This window comes from Parafrankia sp. EUN1f (assembly GCF_000177675.1).
Taxonomy (GTDB): Bacteria; Actinomycetota; Actinomycetes; order Frankiales; family Frankiaceae; genus Parafrankia.
The window spans coordinates 1-22,295 of the sequence record NZ_ADGX01000064.1 but is presented as its reverse complement, the minus strand read 5'-3'; the positions used below and the strand labels follow the sequence as shown (position 1 = coordinate 22,295).

8 protein-coding genes are annotated in these 22,295 nt (G+C 72.0%); 2 read left to right on the top strand and 6 right to left on the bottom strand.

Annotation, left to right across the window (positions count from 1 at the left end; all coding sequences use genetic code 11):
* Positions 1-15 precede the first annotated feature (15 nt).
* The 5 genes from brxD to pglW form a co-directional block, all read right to left on the bottom strand.
* Positions 16-1,407, bottom strand: a complete 1,392-nt coding sequence (gene brxD / locus FREUN1FDRAFT_RS19750) for a BREX system ATP-binding protein BrxD (RefSeq protein ID WP_006541919.1) — start codon at positions 1,405-1,407, stop codon at positions 16-18.
* Entirely contained in the window at positions 1,404-4,781 is a 3,378-nt protein-coding gene (gene pglZ / locus FREUN1FDRAFT_RS19745; protein ID WP_006541918.1) for a BREX-2 system phosphatase PglZ, read from the bottom strand. The genes brxD and pglZ overlap by 4 nt, the downstream gene beginning before the upstream one ends.
* Positions 4,778-8,920 (bottom strand): hypothetical protein, encoded by a 4,143-nt coding sequence (locus FREUN1FDRAFT_RS19740; protein ID WP_006541917.1) that lies wholly within the window; start codon positions 8,918-8,920, stop codon positions 4,778-4,780. Before FREUN1FDRAFT_RS19740 ends, pglZ begins: the two co-directional genes overlap by 4 nt.
* Before the next feature lie 79 nt (positions 8,921-8,999).
* Positions 9,000-12,590 carry a BREX-2 system adenine-specific DNA-methyltransferase PglX gene (gene pglX, locus FREUN1FDRAFT_RS19735; protein WP_006541916.1) on the bottom strand — a complete coding sequence of 1,197 codons (3,591 nt, stop codon included), beginning with the start codon at positions 12,588-12,590 and terminating at the stop codon, positions 9,000-9,002.
* Positions 12,591-12,718: 128 nt separating this feature from the next.
* Positions 12,719-17,545 carry a BREX system serine/threonine kinase PglW gene (pglW, locus tag FREUN1FDRAFT_RS19730; protein ID WP_006541915.1) on the bottom strand — a complete coding sequence of 1,609 codons (4,827 nt, stop codon included), beginning with the start codon at positions 17,543-17,545 and terminating at the stop codon, positions 12,719-12,721.
* A gap of 919 nt (positions 17,546-18,464) precedes the next feature.
* On the opposite strand from pglW, the gene FREUN1FDRAFT_RS19725 reads away from it, so the two are divergent.
* Together FREUN1FDRAFT_RS19725 and FREUN1FDRAFT_RS19720 are read left to right on the top strand one after the other, a co-directional pair.
* Positions 18,465-20,009 carry an alkaline phosphatase family protein gene (locus FREUN1FDRAFT_RS19725; protein WP_198144415.1) on the top strand — a complete coding sequence of 515 codons (1,545 nt, stop codon included), beginning with the start codon at positions 18,465-18,467 and terminating at the stop codon, positions 20,007-20,009.
* Positions 20,010-20,160: 151 nt separating this feature from the next.
* Positions 20,161-21,174 carry an alpha-hydroxy acid oxidase gene (locus FREUN1FDRAFT_RS19720; protein WP_006541912.1) on the top strand — a complete coding sequence of 338 codons (1,014 nt, stop codon included), beginning with the start codon at positions 20,161-20,163 and terminating at the stop codon, positions 21,172-21,174.
* 447 nt (positions 21,175-21,621) lie between these two features.
* On the opposite strand, the gene FREUN1FDRAFT_RS19715 is transcribed toward FREUN1FDRAFT_RS19720, so the two are convergent.
* On the bottom strand, positions 21,622-22,295 hold a 674-nt coding region (locus FREUN1FDRAFT_RS19715; RefSeq protein ID WP_035952459.1), incomplete at its 5' end, for an RNA-guided endonuclease TnpB family protein.

The window sequence follows — 22,295 nt, the reverse complement described above, 5'->3', positions numbered from 1 at the left end:
CCGAGGGTCCGGCGGTCAGGGCTGGTCCAGGTCGAGGTCGTCGTCCAGTTCGAGGTCGTCGTCCAGTTCGAGGTCGTCGTCCAGTTCGAGGTCGATGTCGTCGGCGCGGGCGGCGTTGCGTTCCAGGTCGGTCAGCTCCGCCGCGGCGATCATCAGCGGGTAGTCGCGGCGGGGGTCGAAGTCGTCGAACTGGTCGACCCGGTCGAGGACATCCCCGACGAGCTTCTTGAGGAACAGCCGCGGCGCGACGCCGACCTTGCCGCCGAGCCGCCCGGCGACCGCCGCCGCCAGCTCGCCGAGGTAGCCGTCGTCGACAAGCCGCTCGATGCGTTCCCGCCCCGCCGCATCGCCCGCCGAACCGGCGACGTACAGGTCACGGACCCGCCCGCCGAGCTCGACGAGCGACGCCTCGGTGAACCCGGCCAGCCGCAGCTGAACGGCCCGCGGGTTGTCGAACCTCGGGTTGGCGGTGAAGTCGGTGGCGAGCCGCTGCGCGAGGGGCGCGAGCCGCGGCACGCCCTGGGCGCCCTCGTAGAACGCCGGCGTCCCGGTGATGACGAGGAACAGCCCGGGGAACCGGCCGCCGTGGACCTCGTCGATGAGCTGGCGCAGCGCGTTCAGGGCCTTGTCGCGGGCGTCGGAGCGGACCCGCTGCAGGGTCTCGACCTCGTCGAGGACGAGCAGCAGCCCACGGAAGCCACTGTCACGCAGCACCACCAGCAGACCCTGCAGGAAGCCGAGCGCCCCGAAGTGGTCCAGGTCGCCGCGGACCCCGGCGGCACGGCGCGCGCTCGCGGCGACGTGCGGCTGCCCGCCGAGCCAGGCGAGCACCGCCGCCGCGGACGCCTCGTCGCCGCCGGTCAGCGCCGACCGGTAGCCCCGAAGCGCCGCCGCGAACGCGGGGGCCGTCCTGCCGACGTCGGCGAGCCGCCGGTCGACCAGCTCGCCGACGGCCGCGTCGAAGGCCACCGGGTCGTCGCCGGTCGCCTCGTCGGCGGCGAGGACGTCCTCCTCGAGGGCGTAGAACCAGCCGTCGACGACCTGGCGCAGGGCGCTCGGCGGGAACGTCGCGGTGGTCAGGCGCTCGGTGAGCCGGCGGTAGACGGTCTCCAGCCGGTGCAGTGGTGTCTCGTTCTCCGAGATCTGCACCTCGGCCGTGGCCAGCCCCGCCTTCTTCGCCCGTTCGGCGAGCCAGCGGGTGAAGAACGTCTTCCCGGAGCCGTATTCGCCGCGGATCGCCTTGAACACCGACCCGCCGGCGGCGACGGCGGCCAGGTCGTCGGCGGCGGCGCGCTCGAACCGGTCCAGCCCGACCGCGAGCAGGTCCAGACCGGCCGCCGGTACCGCCCCTCGCCGCAGCGCGTCGAGCACATCCCGCCGCCGCGCGGCGCTGACATCGGCGCTCATACCGCCAGCCCGAACTGGGCGCGCAGCAGGTCGACGTTGAGGCGCAGGGTGTGGCCGTCGTCGATCGGCTCCAGCACCGGATAGTTGTCGATGTTGAACAGGCGCCGCAGGGTGACGGCGAACCCGCCGGCCCGCACGGGGCGCTCACCGGCCCGTGCGGCGACGACGGACGTCGCCAGGGTGCCGTTCGCGCCGAGCAGCGCCCGCACCGCGGCCTCCACCTTCTCCACCGGCACCTTGCGGGCCAGTCCGTCGAGCTGGGAGCGGAACAGCTCGGACGCGAGCAGCCCGGCGACGAGAACGTCGATCGGGTCCGCGGGCCCGCCACCCGCCCCAGGCCTGCCCGTTGCTCCGAGGGCGACCGCCTCGTCAGCCGCCGCACCGCCGGGCACCGAAGCACCGGCCACCGCGCCGCCGGGCATCCGAGCGCCTGGCTCCGGAGCGCCGCCAGCTGCCGGATCAGCCGAAGGGCGGGCCGAGGGTCCCCCGGTCGCCGCCGCAGGCAGGTCGAACAACGCCGGGCCGGTCTGTTCCTCCGCCGGCCGGCGCCGTTTGCGGGGCAGGGCGACCGTTGCCTCCGCGCCACCGTCGGCCGCCGTGGCGGCAGAAGCAGCGGAGGCAGCAAGGGCAGCGGACGAGGCGGGCCGCCCGAGCAGCACCGTCTCGCCACCGGCGAGGCTGTCCAGGCCGCCGAGCAGGTCCGTCGTCTCCAAGGACCACCAGCGGGGACGCTGGTCGGGCAGCGGGCGCCAGCCGGGCGGCAGGTGACGGTTCGTCGACGCCGCGGAGAGGCGGAATGGCAGGAACGCCAGTACGGGCACGGTCACCTCCGCGGGCGACGCCCCACCGTGATATCCGCCGTGGCGGCCCAGGTAGTGCGTGTCGGGATCCCACAGCGCGACGATCCGCCCACCGGGTGCGAGCACCCGTGGCCCGGCGAGCAGCACCTCGGCCGCGACGCCTTCGCCTTCACCCGGGGCGCAGGCACGGTGGCGGGCCGACAGGATCTCGGCGTCAGCGGCGGGGGTCAGCCGTTCGGCACGGTGGTCGACGACATGGCCGTGGTCGCTGGTCAGGATGACGGCCCGCCCGGCGGTGCGGGCGTAGCCGAGCACCGCGCGCAGCCGGCCGACGTCCGCCAGGCTCCAACCGCCGTCGTCGTGCGGCCGGCCCCGGTCGAGCATGTCGTCGATCGTGTTGATGACCACCGCGACGAGCGGGATGTCCGAGGTCAGTGCGTCGGTGAGCGCCCCGTCGAGAGCGACGCCGGGCGCGCCGGCCAGGTCGGCGTGGTGAAACAGACTGGTGGGCCGGCGGCCCCAGCGTGGATGGTTCTCGAACTCGGTCTTCTCCGTCGTCTTGTCCCCGGTGACCAGCCGGCCGGCGAGCAGCGACGTCCGCGAGGTGGTGGTGACGGTCGGGAGCACGGCGAGGGCTGCCCGCCGGCGCGCCGAGCCGGCGGGATCGGCTTCCGGCAGGCCCAGCGGGTCGCATTCCTCCCAACGCTCCCTGCGCAGCTCGGCGGCGAGCTGGGCGGCGACGGCGGCGCTCATCCCGTCGAGCACGAGCAGAAGCGCGCGGCCGCCGCGGGCGGTCACGACCGGCCTGACCACCCGGTCGAGCACGTCCTCGACACACAGCGGCGCCGCCGGCCCCGCCGGCACCGGCTGCACCGCCGGTGCCGGCCGGCCGGTGGTGGTCCACTGGGCGAGCAGCCGCGCGAAAGCCGCGTCGAGGGCGCGGCGGCGGCGTGCCACCACCAGGTAGAGATCACCGTACGCCGAGCCGACCACGGGTGCGGGCGTGCCGGCGGCGAGATGGCTGAGCGCGATGTCGGCCCAGGCACCGTCGTCGAGGTGCGCGTCGAGGGCCGCGGCCAGCGACGTCGGCCCGGCAGTCGCGCCGGTGGCAGGCGCGCCGGTGGTGGTGAGCGAGCCGGTGGGCTGGGTGGCGAGCCAGCCGACGAGCCGGGCGGCCATCGCCGCCCGTTCCACCTCGGGACGATTCAGGCCAGCCAGCAGATGTCCGCGCAACGACCCGACGGCGGTCATGACGTCGCGGGCCGCCCTCGCGAGCAGCGAACGGTGGACGCCGGACTCCGCCGCGGCGAGAAAGTCCCGGACGGCGCCGGCGACCATGCCCAGCCGATGGTCGAACCCGGACCGCAGGATGTCGCTGGCAGCGCCCGCGGCGCGGGCATCCAGGTCACCGAGCAGCCGGTCGGCCGTGTCGAGCAGCGCCGGCACGCCGTCGTCCGGGTGCAGCGTCACCGAGGCGTCCTCGGTGGCACCCCTCCCACCGGCCGCGCCGACGCCGAGGCTGCCGGCGCCCGGGCGGGCGGTGAGCAGCGCCGTCGTCACCACCTCGTGGACGGCGTCGGCGAACGCCCGCATGGTCACGTCGTCGAGAAGCACATCTCCGAAGTAGCGCTCCACCCGAACCCGGGCCCGCTCAACCACGCGCTCGACCGCACCCGCACCCGCACCCGAGCCAGGTCCGGCACCTGGGCCCGACGTCCCGGCGGGCGGTTCCGCGGAACCGCGTTGCGCTGGCTGCGGACGGGGCCACAGGCAGTCGCAGACCAGGCCGAGGGCAAGAGCCCGGTCCCCGTTGCCGGCAGCTGTCAGCGTGAACAGCGCCTGCCCGGCGCGGCCGGTGCGTTCCACCAGATATCTGGTGACGCCGGCGCGTTCGTCGTCACCGAGCCGGCCGAGCGCCGCGGTCGCGCCGGGCGTCGTCGTCCAGCGCAGCAGGGTGGCGATGTCCAGGTCGGCGGCGCCCAGGCCCAGCTCGGTGAGGCCGAGTCGGGCGGCGGCCAGCTCGGCCAGCGCGTCCTCCCGGCCGAGCAGACCACCGGGCCGGCGCGGCCAGCCGGCCGCGGGCCGGGCCTCCAGCAGCGCCGGAGCGACCCAGCGGTACTCGGGGGCCCGCAGCCGCGGGTCGGCCTGGGTGGCCCCGAAGTCCTCCAGGACGGCGAGCCACGGCTCGATGACGTCGACCCGCTGCCGGTGGACCTGCGCGAGCAGCGAGTCTCCCAGCGACTCCTCGTCGGCGTCGGTGAGCAGCACCAGCCAGCCGTCCTCGACGGGGGCGTGCGTCCAGCGGACGACCTCCTCGAGCACCGCGAGGGGCGACACGCACGCCACCACCCGGACCGGTCGGCCGCCGAGGTCGAGGTCGGCGGGTCCGGACCACTCGGGCCGGGCCCGGACGAGCAGCACCCGCGGCTGGTCACGGTGATCGCTGTGCCCGCCGCGCCGCAGCCGGGCGACCCGGCCCAGCACGATGGCCGGGGTGACCCGCGGGGCACCGGCACCGGACATGCCACTCGGGGCGGCGTGCCCGGCGGATGACGAGGAGGGCAGAACGGTCACGGCTGCGGCCGCCAGACGATCTCGACCTCGCCGGGCCGGTCACCGGCATGGGCGCGCAACTCGGCCAAGGCGTTCTCCAGCCCGCCGAGCCTGACTCGCCACGTCCGCACGCCACCGGTATCGCCGACCGGAACCCGGTCCGTGTCGACGGTCCCCGTCTCGCCGCCGACGCCTCCGCCCTCACCACTGCCGCCGCCGGTCCCGCCGCCGGTGCCGGTCCCGCCGCCGGTCACCCCGATGCGGTCGGTGTCGATGCTGGGCGTGCCCGGGACCTCGGCTGGCGGCTGGATGATCGCTGGACGCGGGTCCGGCGGGGTTCGGGCTACCGGCACCGCGGTCGCGCGACGCAGCAGGGCGGTGGCCTCGGATCGGGCATTTCCCAACGCCGTCGCGAGTGGTGATGTCAGCTCGTCGGCAGCAGCCGCGGCCCGCAGCGCGTCGAGAATCTCGTCGGCCTCGGAGCGATACGGCTCGCCGAGCCCCGCGATGACCACGAAGACATCCCAGGGTGCCGCCCGGACGGCGGTCGCGACCTCCGTGGCGCGGCTGATGCTCACCGCGAGCCGGCGGGCGGGGCCGGCGAGGTCGGCGCGGGCGAGCCGGCGGACGATCTCCGTTGCCACCCTGGTCTCGTCCAGCGCGACCACCAGGTCGCGGGCCGCCCGGGCGGTCCGCAGCCTTCCCTGCGCCGCGGAGCCGTCGGCCTCCGGGTCCCCAAGGCTCTCCGTGCTGCCGGACCCACTCGCGGCGGTCGGGGCGGTGCTGGCCAGGGCGGCGCCGGTGCGTGGGTCGAGGCCGAGCTCCGTCGCACGGGCCTCCAGGACACTGACCAGTTCCTGGCAGGCCGCCCGGCGGCTGTGCGTCTTCCCGACCAGTTCGTCGACGAAGCCGCGCAGCAGTCGGCCACGCAGCAGCGCGGGCGGCAGCACCCCGAAGATCGCCTGGGCGCGGTCGACGGCGGTGGCCCAGTCGGCGGCGTCCGGCAGAGGCTGTTCGCGCAGCGCCATGTCCTTCGTGATGGCGGTCAGCTCGGGTGGGGTCGGCAGGTGGCCGCGGTGCCGATACCAGGCCCGGTCGGTCTGCTCCGCGAACGCGGCGACGATCAGGTTGGCGACGTCGTCCGCCAGGCCCCGCACCTTTGGCACGTCGATCCAGCCCAGCAGGTCGGCTACCAGTAGCTCACCCGGCTCCGCACCGCCCCCACCAGCCGTGCCGCCGGCAACGCCCGCGCTGTCCGCGGCCGCGGCCTGCGCCGCCTGGCGGGTGAAGTGGTCGACCCATTCACGGCCCAGCTCGAAACGCACCTCGTGCATCACTCCGAGTCCGAGTGCCGGTGCGATCCGGCGCATCGGGATCCGGTCGGCGCGGGCGACCTCGACCGACCCGCCGTCGGCCTCCGCCGCCTTCGTCACGTAACCGAGGACGATCTTCAGCTCGGCGGGCTTGACTGCCGTCCCGGTCTGGTCGGGGTCGAGATCAGGATGGCCGGGGAACTGGTCGGCGAGCAGGTCGCCGACGAGGCGCCGGAGGGCGTCGCGGAACGACGCGCCCAGCGGCAGCGTCGGGTTCAGCCCCGGCCACAGCGCGCGCAGATGGTCGGTGAAGTCGGCGGTGACGTCCTGCTCGTCCTTCGAGGTGAGCCCGTAGGCGGAGCGCAGCACGGTGCGGGTCTTGGTCAGCAGCGCGTCGTAGCGGCTCTTCAGCACCCCGCGGGCACGCTGGCGGTCGTCGGCGCTCAGGTGCTGCGCATGGCTGTCGAACCGGTGCCCGCTGCCGGTGAGCAGATGGTCGAGCCGGACGAGCATCCCCAGGTCGGCCAGGCGGGTGGCGGTCAGGTCGGCGGGGATCCAGCAGACCGTCCGGTGCCCGGCGCCCGCGCCTCGCATCCGCTCGACCCGCGCCCGGGCGTAGACGGGCCCGTCGCCAGCGTCGTCGAACGGATAGTCGATGACGAGCCGCCAGGCGTCCGGGTCGACCGGGGCGAACTGGTCGTCGCGCAGGTCCGCGCCGCGGATCGAGCCGAAGATGACCTCGGCTGAGCGCTTGCTGCCCTTCCAGACGAGGTCGAGCCGGTCGCCGTAGACGTCCCCGGTGACGGTGACACCGAGCTCCTCGACGAGCAGCCGCTTCACCAGGGTGCGCCGGTTGCCGCCGTTGTCGTAGGCGACGGCCGAGTTGAGGATGCTGTCGACCTCGACGTCGACCAGCTCCAGGCCGACGCCCGGATCACCGCCGTCCACCGGGACGTACTTGACCTCGCCGAACTGCCCGGCCCAGCGTTCGACCTTCTTTCCGACGAGGCCCGCCTCACCGCCCGGGATGGGGCTGGTGATGCTGCCGTGGTTGAGCGCCGAGAGCCGCCGCGGGGTCAGGTTGCGCAGCGCCGGCACGCTCGGGGCGAGCGCGGACAGCAGCAGCGTCTTGGCCAGCCGGTCATCCGCGGTGAACCGGCGGACCTTCGTTGCCAGCGCCGGGTCGACGGCTGCGCCGCCGGCTGTGGTGGCTCCGCCGGCTGTGGTGGCCTGGGCGCGGCGGACGCGGGCGAGGGTGTCCTCGTCGAGGCCCTCGGCGTCGAGCAGGTAGGGGCGCAGCTTGCGGGTGTAGAGCTTCTGCGCCGCGTCGAACTCGGCCTTCAGGACATCGGTGAACGGCGTGTCGGCGCCGCGGGTGATCACATCCCACAGGTCGCCGAGCGGCACCACCTGGCCGAGGCGCAGGTCGTCACGGTGGTCGACGAGCAGCTGGCGCATGAGCTTGAGCGCCGTCCGGTTGCGCTGCAGGGCGGACGAGACGTGCACGAGCGTGTCCATGAACGCCGGGCTGAACGGGTAGGACAGCCGGAAGGCGTCCCGGTCGGCGCCGAGCTGGTCGCTGCCGCCGAGCATCGTGTCCCACACCTCGGCGCGGACCTTCGCGGTCGTGTCGAACGCCCGCGCGATCGCCGCCCCGGCGTCGGCGTCCCGCGGCTTCAGCAGCCGCCGGTTGGCGATCAGCGGCAGGTTGCGGTCCTCAAGAATGATCTTGTCGAAGCGGCCGTCGGCGAGGGTGAGGACGTCCAGGAACGACAGGCGCACATCACCGGCGATGGAGTCGCCGACCAGCTCCCGCAGGTCGCGCTGGCGGGCGATGAAGCTGACGACCGGGATCGGCCGGGCACCCAGCCCGCCCTCGACGAAGTTCGTGACCTTCTGTACCTCGCGGGAGACGAACGCCTGGTCACCCATGTTGTTCGCCAGCCACAGGATCAGCTCGTCGAGGAACAGGATGACCGCGTCGTAGCCGAGGTCCTTCGCGTGCCGGGCGATCTCGGTGAGGCCGGCGTCGAGGGAGACGAAGCCCTCGGCGTCCTCACGCAGGTCGCGGAACGTGTTCGCGAACCAGGTGGAGAGCAGGTCGGAGATCAGCAGGCGGCGGTCCTCGCTGTCGGTCGGCGCGCCCGGCGCGAGCACCGCGTCCAGTTCAGCGGCCGTCCAGCCGGCGTCACCCCAGGGGTCCTCGTCCTCGTCTGCCCCCGCACCGGTGGCCCGGTCCGCATCCGCGCCCGCGCCGCCGGGGCCGCCGGAGCCGGCGCGGTTGAGCTCGGCGAGGAACGTGGCGTCACCGACCTTCGCCCGCACGCTGCGAGCCTCGTCCAGCAACGCCCCGGCCCGGTGCACCGCCGGGATCGGTGCCTGCGGGTGCAGCACGCGGAGATGGTCGGCGTACCCGCCGAGTACCCGCTGCTCGATCGACTTCGAGGTGAGCAGGTGGAACGGGACGAGCAGGAACCGCTTGCCGGCCAGCGCCGCGTCATGCTTGCCGAGGACGTCCGTCAGCCGGTCGTCCAGCGTCCGGGCGGCCGGCTCGCCGCGCAGCATCGCGTGCAGCACCGCCATGAAATGCGACTTTCCGGACCCGAACGACCCGTGCAGGTACACGCCCTTCGACGACCCGGTGCTCACCGCCTGCGCGATCAGCCCGAGCGCCTCGTCGAAGTTCCCGACGAGCCGGTCCGTCACCACATAGCTGCTCAGCGTCGCGGTGTCGGTGACCCCTTCGACGAGCTTGAGGACGAAGTCGCTGTCGGACGTCCGCTCCGGGATGTCGATGACCTCGCGCAGCAGCGGCTGCGGCTGCGACGACGGGCTCGGCCTGGTCATACAGCACCTCCGGTCGGGGTCAGGTCGTACGGGTGCTGCGGGAGCGGATCCGGGGCCGGGTAGCCGCGCGCGGGCCTGGTCACTTCGCCGCCCGTCGTCCGCCGCGACCGGCCGCCGGTGGGCGCCAAGCGGTGAGGGCGTCGGCGGTCAGCGCGTGCTGCCCCATCGAATCGGCGAGGAACGCGTCGTACACCTCGGCGGGCGAGCCGTCGTAGAGCGGGTCGATGTCGTTGTGCCACTGCCGGACCCACGGCATCACCTCACGCAGCCCGGCCAGCAGCGGGGCGAGCTTCTCCGCACCCCAGCCGTCGTTGTCCTGACGCTCGACGACCAGCGTCGCCAGCGCCTGCGCCTGCTCCCGGTGATCCCACCCAGCCCAGCCGACCAGCAGCGTCGGATCGTTCTCCGGCCCGGCATGCGGGTAGGAGATGAACCGCTCCTTCGGGACGTCCAGCTTGCCGCGGGCCCGCCAGTAGCTGGGCTTGCGGAAATCGGCCTGGGCGTACTTCGGCGGCACGGGAATCCTGTCACGGATCCGCTTCGCGGCTTCTTCGTCCGGGGCGGCGTCCTCGGCGCGCTGCTGATCCCACACCGACTCCCAGTCGGCCCGCTTCACCAGCCCGGAATCCTTGTAACGCAACGCGGCCAGGAACGGCACATGCTCGTTCTCCACGAGGGCCGCGACGACCTTCGTCAGGTCCTCCCCCGGCCGGTAGATCTCGGCGACTGCCACGAAATCCGCGTCGGCGGCCAACTCGTCGGCGAGCCGCCCGGTGGTCCACGCCCGCGGCTGCACCATGCCGTCGACTTCGGCGAACCACAGCTCACGCGTCTCCAGCCGGTCGAGCAGCCAGTCACGCAGGGCGGCGTCCTGCATCTTGTCCCAGCCCTCGGTAGCCCACCGCCGCTTGTACTCAGGCCGCTCGATCAGCCCGATGTTCCGATCGCTCTCGATAACCGCGATCCGCTTCTCCACCAACGCCCGGTACTCATCCGACCAGTGCGCCGGCAACTCGGTGATCGGCGTCGACCCGTGCCGGGAAAACCACTCGGATGTCTCATCGCCTGCCGCAATCTTGCGCGCCAACACGATCTCGAACGCCCGCTCCCCCAACCTGATCTCAGGCACCTCAGTCATCGGCAGGATCAGCTCATCGGCAAGCAACCCGTACTGCCGATACACCTGCCAGTCCAACTCCTCCTGCAACGCGATCATCCGCGCCCGTGTGGACCCCCACTCGCCCCGTGCCTCAGCCAACCGGACCCGCGAGGGCGCCCCGCCCGCCGCCACCGAGGTCGGGCTCACCGCCGTCAGCCGCTGCGCCAACCCATCCAGCTCCCGCGCCAGCTCCAACGGATACTCCGCCGGCAACGGAAACTCCTGCAGTTTGGTCCCGGTGAACTCGTATCGATCCGACCACGCTTCGACGCTGACACGAGCGCCGTCCTGACCGACCGGATCCCCTCCCTTGGGGTAGCAGACCTGCTTGAGCCAGAAGCACGCCGCCGAGCTGTTCAAAACCCCCAACAGCCTCAGATGATCATCCTCGGACGCATCCGGCGGAAGCTTGATTACAGGAGCCGTCTGCTTGAAAACATTTCCGCCGCGGTCAAGCACAAAACTGGTATGCGTAGACACGAACGGAAAAGCGATTCCAAGGGGAACCGCGAAACGTTCAGGATGCCAGCGACTCCACTCGTACCAAGTAAGGCCAATTTCCTCGTGCGTGCCGCCGAGCTCCTTCCTTCGCACCAAGATCGTACGATTTAACCAAAGCATGCGCCCAGTGGAGCCTGGATCCAGGCTTGCTTTCAAGTCTCCCCCATACGGGAAGATCGCCTCCTTGCCGGGAGCCAAAACCCAGTCACGTATAACCTCACCCTCAACGAGAGCGACAGAGTAGTTGTCCGGAATAGAGAATCTCGCCCACACCCCGACAGGGCCGTAATAGGCTTCGTCAGCGCCAGAATGGGCCGTTCGACCAATCACCCGAATTTCGCTGGTAAGCTTCTTTTTCCCATTCACAAGAAAGGTACTAAGATCCGCCGCTCCGCCACCCCCAAGGCCCCACGGAAAAGAGTCGAAGCGACTACGCGGCCAGTCAACCACGCTCACCCACTCTCCGCCATTTCCCGGGGACGACAGACCCTCGACGATTGCCTGCCATACACGACCTCTTCTCGGATCCACGGGCGCGGAAGGTTCCCCTCGGATGCCGAGTACAGCACGAACAGGGCGGTAGCGATTCCATCGATTCCGTCGCGCCAGGACTATTACGGTCGGTGTACCGTGGCCAGGAATGTAGGCACCGGAAGTGTCAATGACATGAGTGAGCTCGGCAGTGGAAGAGAGAAAATCTTGGATCAGTTTTTTACCGAACTCACGCTTCATGAATGAATTGGCCGTGATCTGACCTACCCTACCCGCACCTCGCCCCTCTTTGTCGGCCTCCTTCGCCAGTTCGAAGAACCGCTGCATGAAGGGGACCGACAGCGCATAGGAGCCTCCACAGGCACCGTAGAGCTTTCGGTACATCTTGTTGAGGCTCGCATCTTTAACCGTAATATATGGCGGATTTCCTACAACGACATGATAACGATCCTCTTTTAGTAGGTCCGAATGCTCGCGCACATCCTCCGTGACGTAGGAGAATTCCGCCAGATTATCACGCGCGTCGTCGAAAATTTTGAGTTGGCGCCCCTTGATCAGAGAGTCACCAACAGCTACATGCAGAGCCAATTGATATCCGACTGCGGCCGCAAGTGTGCGGATACCAGCCGCACGCAACACCTCAACCACCAGCCTGAATCTGGTAATCGCCACCGCGTACGGGTTGATGTCGACGCCGTGGATCGCGTCCAGGGCGAGGCGGACGCGTTCGAAGACGTCGCGGTCGGGGGCGTTGTTCTCCCATTCGGCGAGGAGGCGGTGGAAGGCACCGAGGAGGAAGTGGCCGGAGCCGCAGGTGGGGTCGATGAGCTTGACGACGTCATAGCCGAACTCCTCGATGGCCGGAGTCAGCGTCAGGTCGAGGATGAACTCCTCGACGAACTCCGGGGTCTGCAGCAGCGCGTACTTCTTGCGCACGTCCTCGGAGAGGTCCTGGTAGAGGTCGCCGAGGAAGCGGGTGTCCCACGCGGGGTCGGTGAAGTCGTGGACGAGGGTGCCGGCCTCGGTGCGGCGGCGCCAGAAGGTGAGCAGTTCCTTGGCGGCGTCGTGGGAGAGCGGGATCTGGAACAGGGCGTTGTGCTGCCTGTCGAACAGGCCGGCGCCGACCGGCACCTTCGCGATCTCGCCGAAGCCGGCCTGCAGCCAGTCGCGGGCGGTCCTTTCCGGGTGGCGGCGGTAGAAGTCCTCGGTGCGCTCCTCGGCGAGGGTGAGGCGGGCGGTCGTCGGGCCGGCCAGGTACGGGTCGCCGATCAGCCCGTTGTCCTCGCAGAAGCGGACGAACACCGTCCCGAGCATCCACGCGGCGGCCGCCTGGGTGACCCGCTCGCCGAGCCACGCCGACCAGGTCGCGGCCGTGCGCTCCACCTTGAAGGCCCGTTCGTACTCGGCTTTCAGCCGCGTCCCGACCTCTGCGACGTCGTCCACCTGGGCGCGCAGGTCCTTCTCCAGCGCCTTCACCTGCCGCTGCGCGTCCTTGAGCAGCGCCACCCGGTCGATCACAGACGTCCCCCCACCCGTTCCACCCGTTCCACCCGTTCTTCGAACATTCGCGCCCGGTGCGGTCCCTGGCCGGCGGGCGTCCGGCAACGGCGAAGCGCCGTGCGCCCCGAGGCGCGTCCAGCCATCGGTCAGGACGCCCTTCCGCCCGCGGGCGTCTGCTCGGCACTGGCGCGGTGCCAGTTGGCGATCCAGGCGTCCGGCAGGGTCACCCATTCGCTTTCGGTGACGAGCTGGACGAGGGCGCCGTCGAGCCGGGGTGGCCGGGTCGGTTCGGTCGTCGGGCACAGCACCCAGACGGGCCGCCCGCCGGCGCGGGCACGGTCGGCGAGCGCGAACAGGACGTCCAGCCCGCGGCCGTTGTAGTGCCCGAACACTCCGGCGTCGTGGAGCAGCAGCGGTGCCGGCCGCGCGGCGTCGACGTGGGCGGCGAGCTGGCCGGCAGCGCGTTGCCAGGCTGTTCGGACGTACTCGGCGAGCTTGGTGGCCGCCCGGCTGCCCGGTTCGGCGGCGTCGGCGCGCAGAATCGTCGCCCAGGTCGGCTTGGGCCGCGGGTCGACCTCGGCGTGCAGGGCGTCGAGGAAGACGGCGGCGACGTCGACCGGTTCGGCGGCGAACCGGTGTGGTTTGGCCAGCTCCGCGCAGGCGGCCCGGTAGTGGTTGCGCCGGACGGTCAGCGCCCGGAAGCCGCCGGTTTCGGCGGCGGTCTCGAGGCGCCGCTCGGCGAGGGCCGCCGTCGTCTCGTCGGGGCGGTCGCTGAGCAGCGCGCGTGCTGACCCGCCGCCCAGGCCGGTGGGCTGGCGGGCGACCGGAGTGGCCCACGAGCCGAACCCGGCGGAGGAGAGCAGGCCGTGCGGGGGCACGTAGCCGGCGCGGGCCGCGTCCCATTCGAGGGCGAAGCCGGCGGCGACCAGCGGGCGGTCGAGCTCCGGATGGGTCGGCAGGTCGGTGGTCAGGCCCGGGAAGCGGTTGTGTACCCGCTCGTGGATGGTCGGGACGTCCAGCAACAGCCGGTCAGGCCGCTCGTCGCCGCTGCCCGGCGGTGCCACGGCGGCGGTGGGGCGGGTGGGCTGCACCCCGGCCTGGGCGAGACGCAGAGCGCGGACGAGGTCCAGGTCGCGCGGGTAGATCTCCAGGCGGGCGTTCGCGGCGGCGGTGCGGGAGGCGGCGGCGGCAAGCCCGACGAGGCGCCGCTGGTCGAGCACCGGCAACCCTCCCGAGCTGTCAACACTTTCGGAACCGGCATCGGCACCCGCGGCCGGGGCGCCGGCGGAGGCCGCGACACCGGCGAGCTCCCGCAGCACGGTCGCCGGGGCGGGCAGCTCCTCGGCGCGCGCGAGCCGGTCCGCGGCCTTGCCCAGGGCGATGGCGTAGTCGAACAACGCCGGCGCGGCCGGGGTGAGCGGGCCGTCGTCCTCGGCGGCTTCGAGCGCGACCAGCATGCGGTCGTGGAACCGGCGGCGCGCGAGCCGCGGCTCGGAGTCGAGGTCGACGGTCTCCAGCGCGGCGCGGACCACTGCGCCGGCGAACGCCCGGCGCTCACCCGAGGACCGGCGCTCGGCCGGGGAGCGCCAGGCGCTGCCGTGCCGGGCCAGAACGGCGGTGACCAGTTCGTCGAAGCCCATCACCCGGCCGGCGTCGCCGAGGATCTCGATCAGCTCATCGTGCACCGAGCGCACGGCCGGGTCGGCGTGCCAGGCCTTGCGCCGCGCGATCAGCACCTGCGCGATCCGGCCCGCCGTCACCCCCACCCGTTCGGCGATCTGCTGCTGCGGGGCCCACAGCGGCAGGTCCGGCAGCGTGCCGTCAGCGTCGGGCAGTCCCAGCAGCAGCCGGGTCGCCTCGCGTTCGGTGGCGTTGCGATCGGCCGGCGCCGCCCGGGGAGCGCGGGGAAGCAGCCGGTCGGCGAGGACCTCGACCGGCATGCGGGGGTAGTCCTGCGCCGCTGCCGCCGACGCGCCGTCGTCCTGCTTCCCTGCCGGCGTCGCCATGACCGCGGGCGGAACGATCGCAGCGGGCCGTGCGGCGGCGAGGGCACGGCGCCACTGCCGGATCCGGGACTGCAGCTCCAGGCGGGTCTTCGCGCCGGTACCCGGCAGGCCGATGATCTCCTTCGAGCCGAGCGACAGCAGCGCGGCGACGGTCGTCGCGTTGAGCCGGTGCGCGGCCGAGACGGCGCGCGGGGACAGGCCCGCGGCCTCCAGCGGCGTGTCGGCGGTGGCCGCCGCGGCGGCAAGGTCGCGGGCCCGCTCGGCGGCTGCCTCGTCGGCGCCGCCGGCCGAGCCGTGCGGCCGCGCCACCGCCGCCGAGCCGGCCGTCGCCGGGTGGATGCTCGGGGCCGGCGGGGTGGAGTCGGCGGCGCGGAAGACGGCCTGCCAGGCGTCGCGCATGTCCTTCAGCGACGCGAACCTGCGGGCGGCGTCCCGGTCGAGCGCGCGGAGGAAGAACACGGTGAGCCCGGAGCGGATCGCCGGGTCGAACGCCTCGGTGACCACCTTCGGAGGGCCGGAGGTGAACCGCGCCTCGGCGGATCCGTCCCCCCACAGCGGCAGCTCCCCCGACGCCATCTCATGCAGGGTGACCGCCAGGGCGTAGCGCTCGGCGTGGTCGTCGTAGGTGGTACGGGTGCCGGCGCCGACGAACGGGTCGAGGTAGCGGGGCGTTCCCGCGCCGGTCTCGTGCACGGAGAGGTTGGCCAGCGAGAAGTCGATGAGGACCAGCTGGTACGTCCGGTTCGGCCGCCGGCGGATGACGATGTTGTCCGGTTTGAGGTCGCGGTGGACGACGCCTTCGCCGTCGAGGTAGTCGACCGCGCCGAACAGGTAGTCGCTGTAGGTCTCCAGCTCGTCGACGGAGAGCCGGCCCTCGCGCAGCTTGCGGGCGACGGTCTGCTCGCCGGCATGGTCGAGGACGAGCACCGTGCGCCCGCCGACGACCAGGGTGTCAGGCCGGGCCAGCCGGATCACCCGCGAGTCGTTCAGGCGGCCCAACACCGCCGCCTCGTGCCCCAGCCGCGGGGCCCGCTCATCGGAGAGCGCGATCTTGAGGACCTCATCGCGGTTGGTCTTCTCGTTGTGCGCCAGGAAGGCACGGCTCGTCGAACCGGTGCCGAGCCGCTCCCTGATCCGCCACTCGCCCCCGACGAGGTCGCCCCGCTGTGCCTCCAGCGGATCCGCGTCATACTCCCCCTCGGCCGCCTCCTGGCCGGCCCGCCCCGCGACGGAGACGGACGTGACGGACTGGAGTGTGGCGTTCGGATCCAGCGCGGACGGATCCGCGGGCGTGCCGCCGGCGCCGCCCGCCGGGGCCGAGCCGGGGGTCGCAGCCGGGGCGTCCGGCCGGGTCAGCTCCTCCTCGATGAGCTGCAGCCAGTCGAGCAGGTCCCGGACGGTGTCGAAACGCTCCTCCGGCAGCGGGCGGGTCGCCCCCGCCACCAGCTCGTTCGCCGTCTCCGACAGCGAGTCGACAACCTCCGCCGGGTACAGGGCGCCGGACTGCTCCAGCCGTGTCTTCAGCGCGTTCGGGCTGTCCGCGGGCGCCTGGCCGGTGAGGATCAGATAGGCCAGCGCGCCCAGGCCGAAGATGTCCATGCCGACCGGGTCCGGATACGGCGCGCCGATCTCGGGCGCCAGGTAGCCGCCGGCGGCCAGCTCCAGATGCGGCAGCAGCTGGGCTGCGGGCTCCACCGCCAGCGCGCGTGACGTCGTCGACAGCCCGTTCACCGGCGTGCCGCTGCCGAGGATGGTGTCGCGGGCCGCGGCCTGCCAGTCGCTGATCATCAGCCTGGGCGCGAGCCAGCCCCGGCCGGCGCGCGGCACCACCAGGACGCTGCGCGCGGCCAGCGCCCGGTGGTAGAGGTGCCGTCCGTGCGCGTAGGCGACCGTCTCCGCCAGCTCACGGATCATGGAGACCCGGGTGCCGGCGTCGAGGCTGTCACCGAACTGGTCGAGGTAGTGGTCGAGGCGCATCTCGTCCGGGCGGTGCCGGAAGATCAGCGCCGGGCCGGCCTCATGGCTCTCCAGGCCGTCGACCTGGACGATCCCGGGGTGGCTGATCCCGTTCAGCACCAGGAACTCGCGGCGGGCGACCGCCTCCCGGCGCGCCCGCTCCGCCTCGCCGGCGGCCCGCTCGACGAGGTAGATCCGCACCCGCCGCCGCTCCGACGCGACCTGGGCATGGGCAGCGTGGTGGTCCTGCCAGGTCAGGCCGGAGTCGAAGGCCGGGAACTCCAGCTGCCACGAGCCCACCTGCTGATGGCGCCGGCTGCGCGCGATGCCGACCGCGGGCAGCAGCCTGGCCAGCTCCTTCGACAGCGCCGGGGTGATCCGCTGCCGCTCGTCACGCAGCGGGACGTCCAGCAGCCCGGTCCAGAGTGACGGCAGCATCGTGCCGCGCCCGCCCGCTCCGCCGGCACCGCCGGCGTTTCCGACGATGCCCGCGCCACCAGCGCCACCACCGGCCCCACCAGCGCCACCGGGGTTGACCGCGGCGGCCCGCTCGGGGCCGAAGACCCAGGGGAGGTGGTGGTCGGGAAGGTCGACCCGCAGCGTCGGATTCGACAGGAAGACCGCCGGCTGAATGAAGGGAATCTTCGTCCGGCTCGCCTGGGCGGCCACCTGGAGCAGGGAGCGCAGCTCCCTGGACTTCTGGTTCGCCAGGTGCAGCGGGTTGTCGAAGATGCGGGTGGACCCGGACGCCCGGTGCTGGGTCCAGGTCGAACCCGACGCGGTCAGCCGCCCGACGAGGCTCTTGATCTCGATGAGGTAGACACCACCGCGGGCGACGACCAGCAGGTCGACCTCGCGGATGTGCCCGGTGGTCGCGGTGAAGGTGAAGTTCGACCAGGCGCGGAACGGTTCGGCGTCCGGCAGCAGGAGCCGGACGTGCTCCAGTGCCTCCCGCTCATGAGGGAACTGCGACGGCGTGACCGTCTCCCACCGGCCCAGCCCGTCACGCATCCATCCGCCCCCGCCATGCCCGCGGCCCGCCCCCGAACGTCAGGCCCACGATGTCACCGAACGCGACATTATTCTTGTTCTCCGTAAAAATCAGACGAAGTTCGATCAAATTTTCCATCCACCGTGTCCACGTTTGCCGACTGGAGTGATCTGATTGGATCGGCAGTGACCATCCGCGTCGCAACCATCGCCGCACGCCTCGACACTCCCGCCCCAGCACTCCCGCCCCGGCGGCCACGGGGCCCGGAGCCGGAGCCATGGCGACACCCACCCGCACATGACGACCGGGCAGCACTCACAGCGCTCCCCCGCCGTTCCGACATCGATGATCTCGCCACGCTCGAACACGGTTCTGGGCTTGGGCATCACTTCGGGGCACGGACTTTGGGCTCGGGCCGGGGCCCAGGTCTCGACCCGAACTCGGCCCCAGGCCCGACCCTGGGAGCGGAGGATATTAGTCGCTGCCACGACCGAATTCTCATACCCCGTCGGGTAGCAACGCGAATTCGAGGCCACCGCTCAAGATCCTGAGGATTCTCGTCGTCCTTGGCGCGTCAAGAAATCCCGAGAAGTAGCCGACCCCGGGCCACCGATATCAACCTGGCGTTCCGCGCCCACCCGCCGCTTGCCTACCCACCGGGGATCCCGCACCGCCACACGCAGCCCGCGATTCGGCCAAAAGGGACATAATAACGCACGCGGTCGCTTGACAATCCGCAAGAAATGAGGATTACAGTCCCTGCAGCAGCCATAATCCTCACTTCTTGCTCGGAAGCAGCGGACAAACGCCCGCCCGCACCCGTCTGAATGTTTCGTGTACACCCCTGTGTTTTCCCGCGGCGCAGCCGTGGGTCCGCGAAGGTAATCGCCGGAGGGTGGCAGCCCTCACCATCAGACTCTGATCGGAGTTGTATCCATGATGGCCAGCTTCTTCAGACGCCCGGCGCGGCGCGTCGCCGCGGGAATGGCGGCTGGCGTCCTCGCCGCCGGGCTCGTCGGTGTCGTCGCCGGCACGGCACCCGCCCAGGCGACGGCCCTGACCCCGAAGCTCCTGTTCGTCGGTATCGACGGCGCGGGTGAGATCGCCCGGGTCGACGCCGCGAACGCGCCGAACCTCGACGCGCTCCGTGCCCAGGGCACCTGGGGCAGTACCCTGCTCTACTCGTCGGCGAGCGACTCGGACTGGGGGCAGAAGGGCGCGCAGACGCTGTCGGGCCCCGGCTGGTCGACGATGCTGACCGGGGTCTGGCCCGCCAAGCACCACGTCGTCGACAACACCTTCTCCGGCAAGCAGTACGCGACGTACCCGAGCTTCATCGACCGCATCGAGCAGGTCAGCCCCAGTCTGCGCACGGCGGCCTTCGCGACCTGGTCGCCGCTGGTCACGAATGTCACCGCGGGCGGAACGATCCTGCACGCCGACACCTCTCTCGCCGGCGGCCCGGACGCCACCACCGCCCAGGCCGGTGTCAACGCGCTGGCCGACCCGGCGACCGACGTCGTGTTCGTCGCCCTCGACGACGTCGACCACGCGGGCCACACCTACGGCGCGAACAGCACCCAGTTCACCCAGGCGATCGAGGCCGCCGACGCCCGGCTCGGCCAGCTGCTCGCCGCCGTCAACGCCCGCCCGACCCGCGCGAGCGAGCAGTGGACGATCATCGTCACCGCCGACCACGGCCACAAGCCGACCGGCGGCCACGGCGGGGCGACCATCCCCGAGCGCAGCACCTACGTGATCGTCGCCGGTGACGGCGTCCCCGCCGGCTACCGCAACGACATCCAGCTCGCCGACGCCGGCGCCACCGCGCTGTCCCGGATGGGCATCACGATCAACCCGGCGTGGGGCCTCGACGGCGTCCCGGTGGGCAGCCACGCCGCCGACGCGTTCGACGGCCTGCGCCCGTCCCTGCTCACCCGCAGCGGTGAGACCGGCATCCCCACCACGGTCAAGGGCTACACGCACACCCCGCCGGCCGGCTGGAGCGTCGACAACTCGGCGATGCCGACCGGCGGCATGGAGGAGTGGAAGGGCTGGACGTTCACCACCCAGGACTTCTGGTCGCGCGCCCAGGCCAGCCAGGCCCGCGAGAACGCACTGCTCGTACGGGACGTCTTCGCCGTCGCCGACTCCGACGAGTGGGACGACGTCTCCCACGGCTCCGGCGCGTTCGACTCGACCCTGCTCACCCCGCAGTACCCGGTGACCGCCGGGCAGACGGTGAAGCTGAGCTTCTTCTCCGACTTCCGCGCGGAGGGCAGCCAGACCGGCCGCGTCTCGGTGCGTTTCAACGGCGGCACGGCGACCCAGCTCGCCGCCCTGACGACCACCAGCGAGAACGGCCTGCGCACGGTCACCGCCACCGTCCCGGCCGGGGCGACGAACGCCCAGTTCCTGCTGCGCTACACCGGCACCAACAACTGGTACTGGGCCGTGGACGATTTCAAGGTGACGACCTCCTGACGACCGCACCGATTCCGCCCTCGCCCTGGTAGCGAGGGCGGCACGGCCGCCGGCGCGGGCAGGCCCCCGCGCCGGCGGTCCATCCATTTATCATTATGTCGATGAACAAAACGGGTGAGGTGCACGCGGGGTCGGGGTCGGGGGCCGGGCTGTGAGCGGCTGGCTGGACGAGCTGGAGCAGCAGGCCGCCGCGGTACTGCCGAAGGACGTGTACGACTACTTCCGCCAGGGCGCCGGTACCCACGCGGCACTCGACGAGGCGACGCCGGCCTGGGACGCGCTGCGCCTGCACCCCCGGGTGCTGCGGGACGTCACCAGCGTCACCACCGACACGACCGTGCTCGGCACCCCGGTCCAGACCCCGGTGCTGGTCGCCCCGACCGCCGCCCAGCATGTGGTCGAGCCCGGGGGCGCGGTGGCCACCGCCCTCGGCGCGGCGAAGGCCGGTTCCCTCACCTGCGTCTCGTGCATGACCAGCCGGCCCTACACCGACATCCGCGACGGCGGTGCGCCGTGGTGGGCGCAGGTCTACGTGCTGCGCGACCGATCCCTTACCCAGGATCTCGTGGGGCGGGCCGAGGCCGCCGGCGCCGCCGCCCTCGTCCTCACCGTCGACACCCCGGTGATCGGCGACCGCCCCTTCCCCGCGCCCCGCGCGGACGCACCCTGGTACGGCGGCGAGCTCCTGACCAGCTATCCCCCCGGCGGCATCGCCACCGACCTCACCTTCGACGACATCACCTGGCTGCGGGACGTCAGCCGGCTGCCGGTCATCGTCAAGGGCGTTCTGCGCGCCGACGACGCGCTGGCCGCCGTGCGGGCCGGGGCGGGCGCGGTCGTCGTCAGCAACCACGGCGGCCGGCAGCTGGACGCCGCGATCCCCACCGCCACCGCCCTGCCCGCGGTCGCCCGGGCTCTGGCCGGCACCGGCGCCGAGGTCTACGTCGACGGCGGGATCCGCGGCGGCGTCCACATCCTGGCCGCGCTCGCGCTCGGAGCCCGCGCGGTCCTGCTCGGCAGACCCGTCCTGTGGGCGCTGGCGACGCGCGGCGCCGACGGCGTCCGGCACCTGCTGAGCACCCTCACCGCCGAGCTGCGCCACGCCATGACCCTCGCCGGCGCCCGCAGCCTGGACGACCTCACCCCCGACCTCCTCGGCCTCTGATCGCGCCATGGCCTGCCGGGCGGCCCGGGAGAAGCCGTCAGCCTGGGATGGGTTTATGCGGGTCGAAGTCGGTTGTTCGGTCGAGGTCGGGTAGAGCGGTGCATGCAGGGCGCGGCCGGGCATGTTCGTGGCGAGGACGTCGAGGCCCCGCCCACTCCGGCGTGATCTTGGCCCGGCGGGTGACGAGGAAGCCCCGCACCTCGGACCGGTTGACATCCACATCTCCACGCGAAGGCCGTTCGGCGGAAGCAGGGGGGTTCTGTCGGAACCTGGAAAGCGCCATCTCCCAGGCCCGCCCGAACGCTGCTTGCATAGATGCCGCGGTCGCGATCCGCGACATTCCGCACGCCGTTCAAGGAGACAGGAGAAACTGAATGCATACGCGAACTCCCGGTGAGGGCCTGCGCGTCTCGGCCGTCGTATGGGCTGCATGGGCATTTGACATTCTCACCGGCCTGAAGGCCGGCGATTCCCACCCTCACGGGCAGGTTTTCCTGCTTCACCGACAGAAGCCTCCCCGTTCCAGGAACGGGGAGGTCTCACTCCGTCTCCACAGGCTGACACCGTGAGCCCCACGGCCAGAATGTTCCGCGCCGCGTTCACATCCCGATCGTGCACCACACCACACCGGCAGGCCCACTCCCGAACAGTCAACGGCAGAACCTCGACCCGCGCCCCGCAGGACGAACAGGTCTTCGAGCTCGGATACCAGCGGTCGACGACGATGACCTCCCGGCCATACCAGCCGGCCTTGTACTCCAGCATCCGCCGCAGCTCCGACCACGACGCATCCGAGATCGCCCGGGCCAGCGAACGATTCCGGACCATGTTCCGCACCGCCAGGTCCTCGACGACCACCGTTTGGTTCTCGCGGATGATCCTCGTGGACAACTGGTGCAGATGATCCCGACGCCGATCGGCGATCCGACCATGAACCCGGGCAACCCGCAGCCGGGCCTTCGCCCGGTTCGCCGAGCCCTTCGCCTTGCGGGACAGCGCCCGCTGCGCCCGGGCAAGGCGTTCCCGATCCCGCTGCTCGTGCCTCGGGTTGGCCACCTTCTCCCCGGTCGACAACGTGACCAGCGACGTGACCCCCGCGTCGACACCCGCCCGTCCCACCG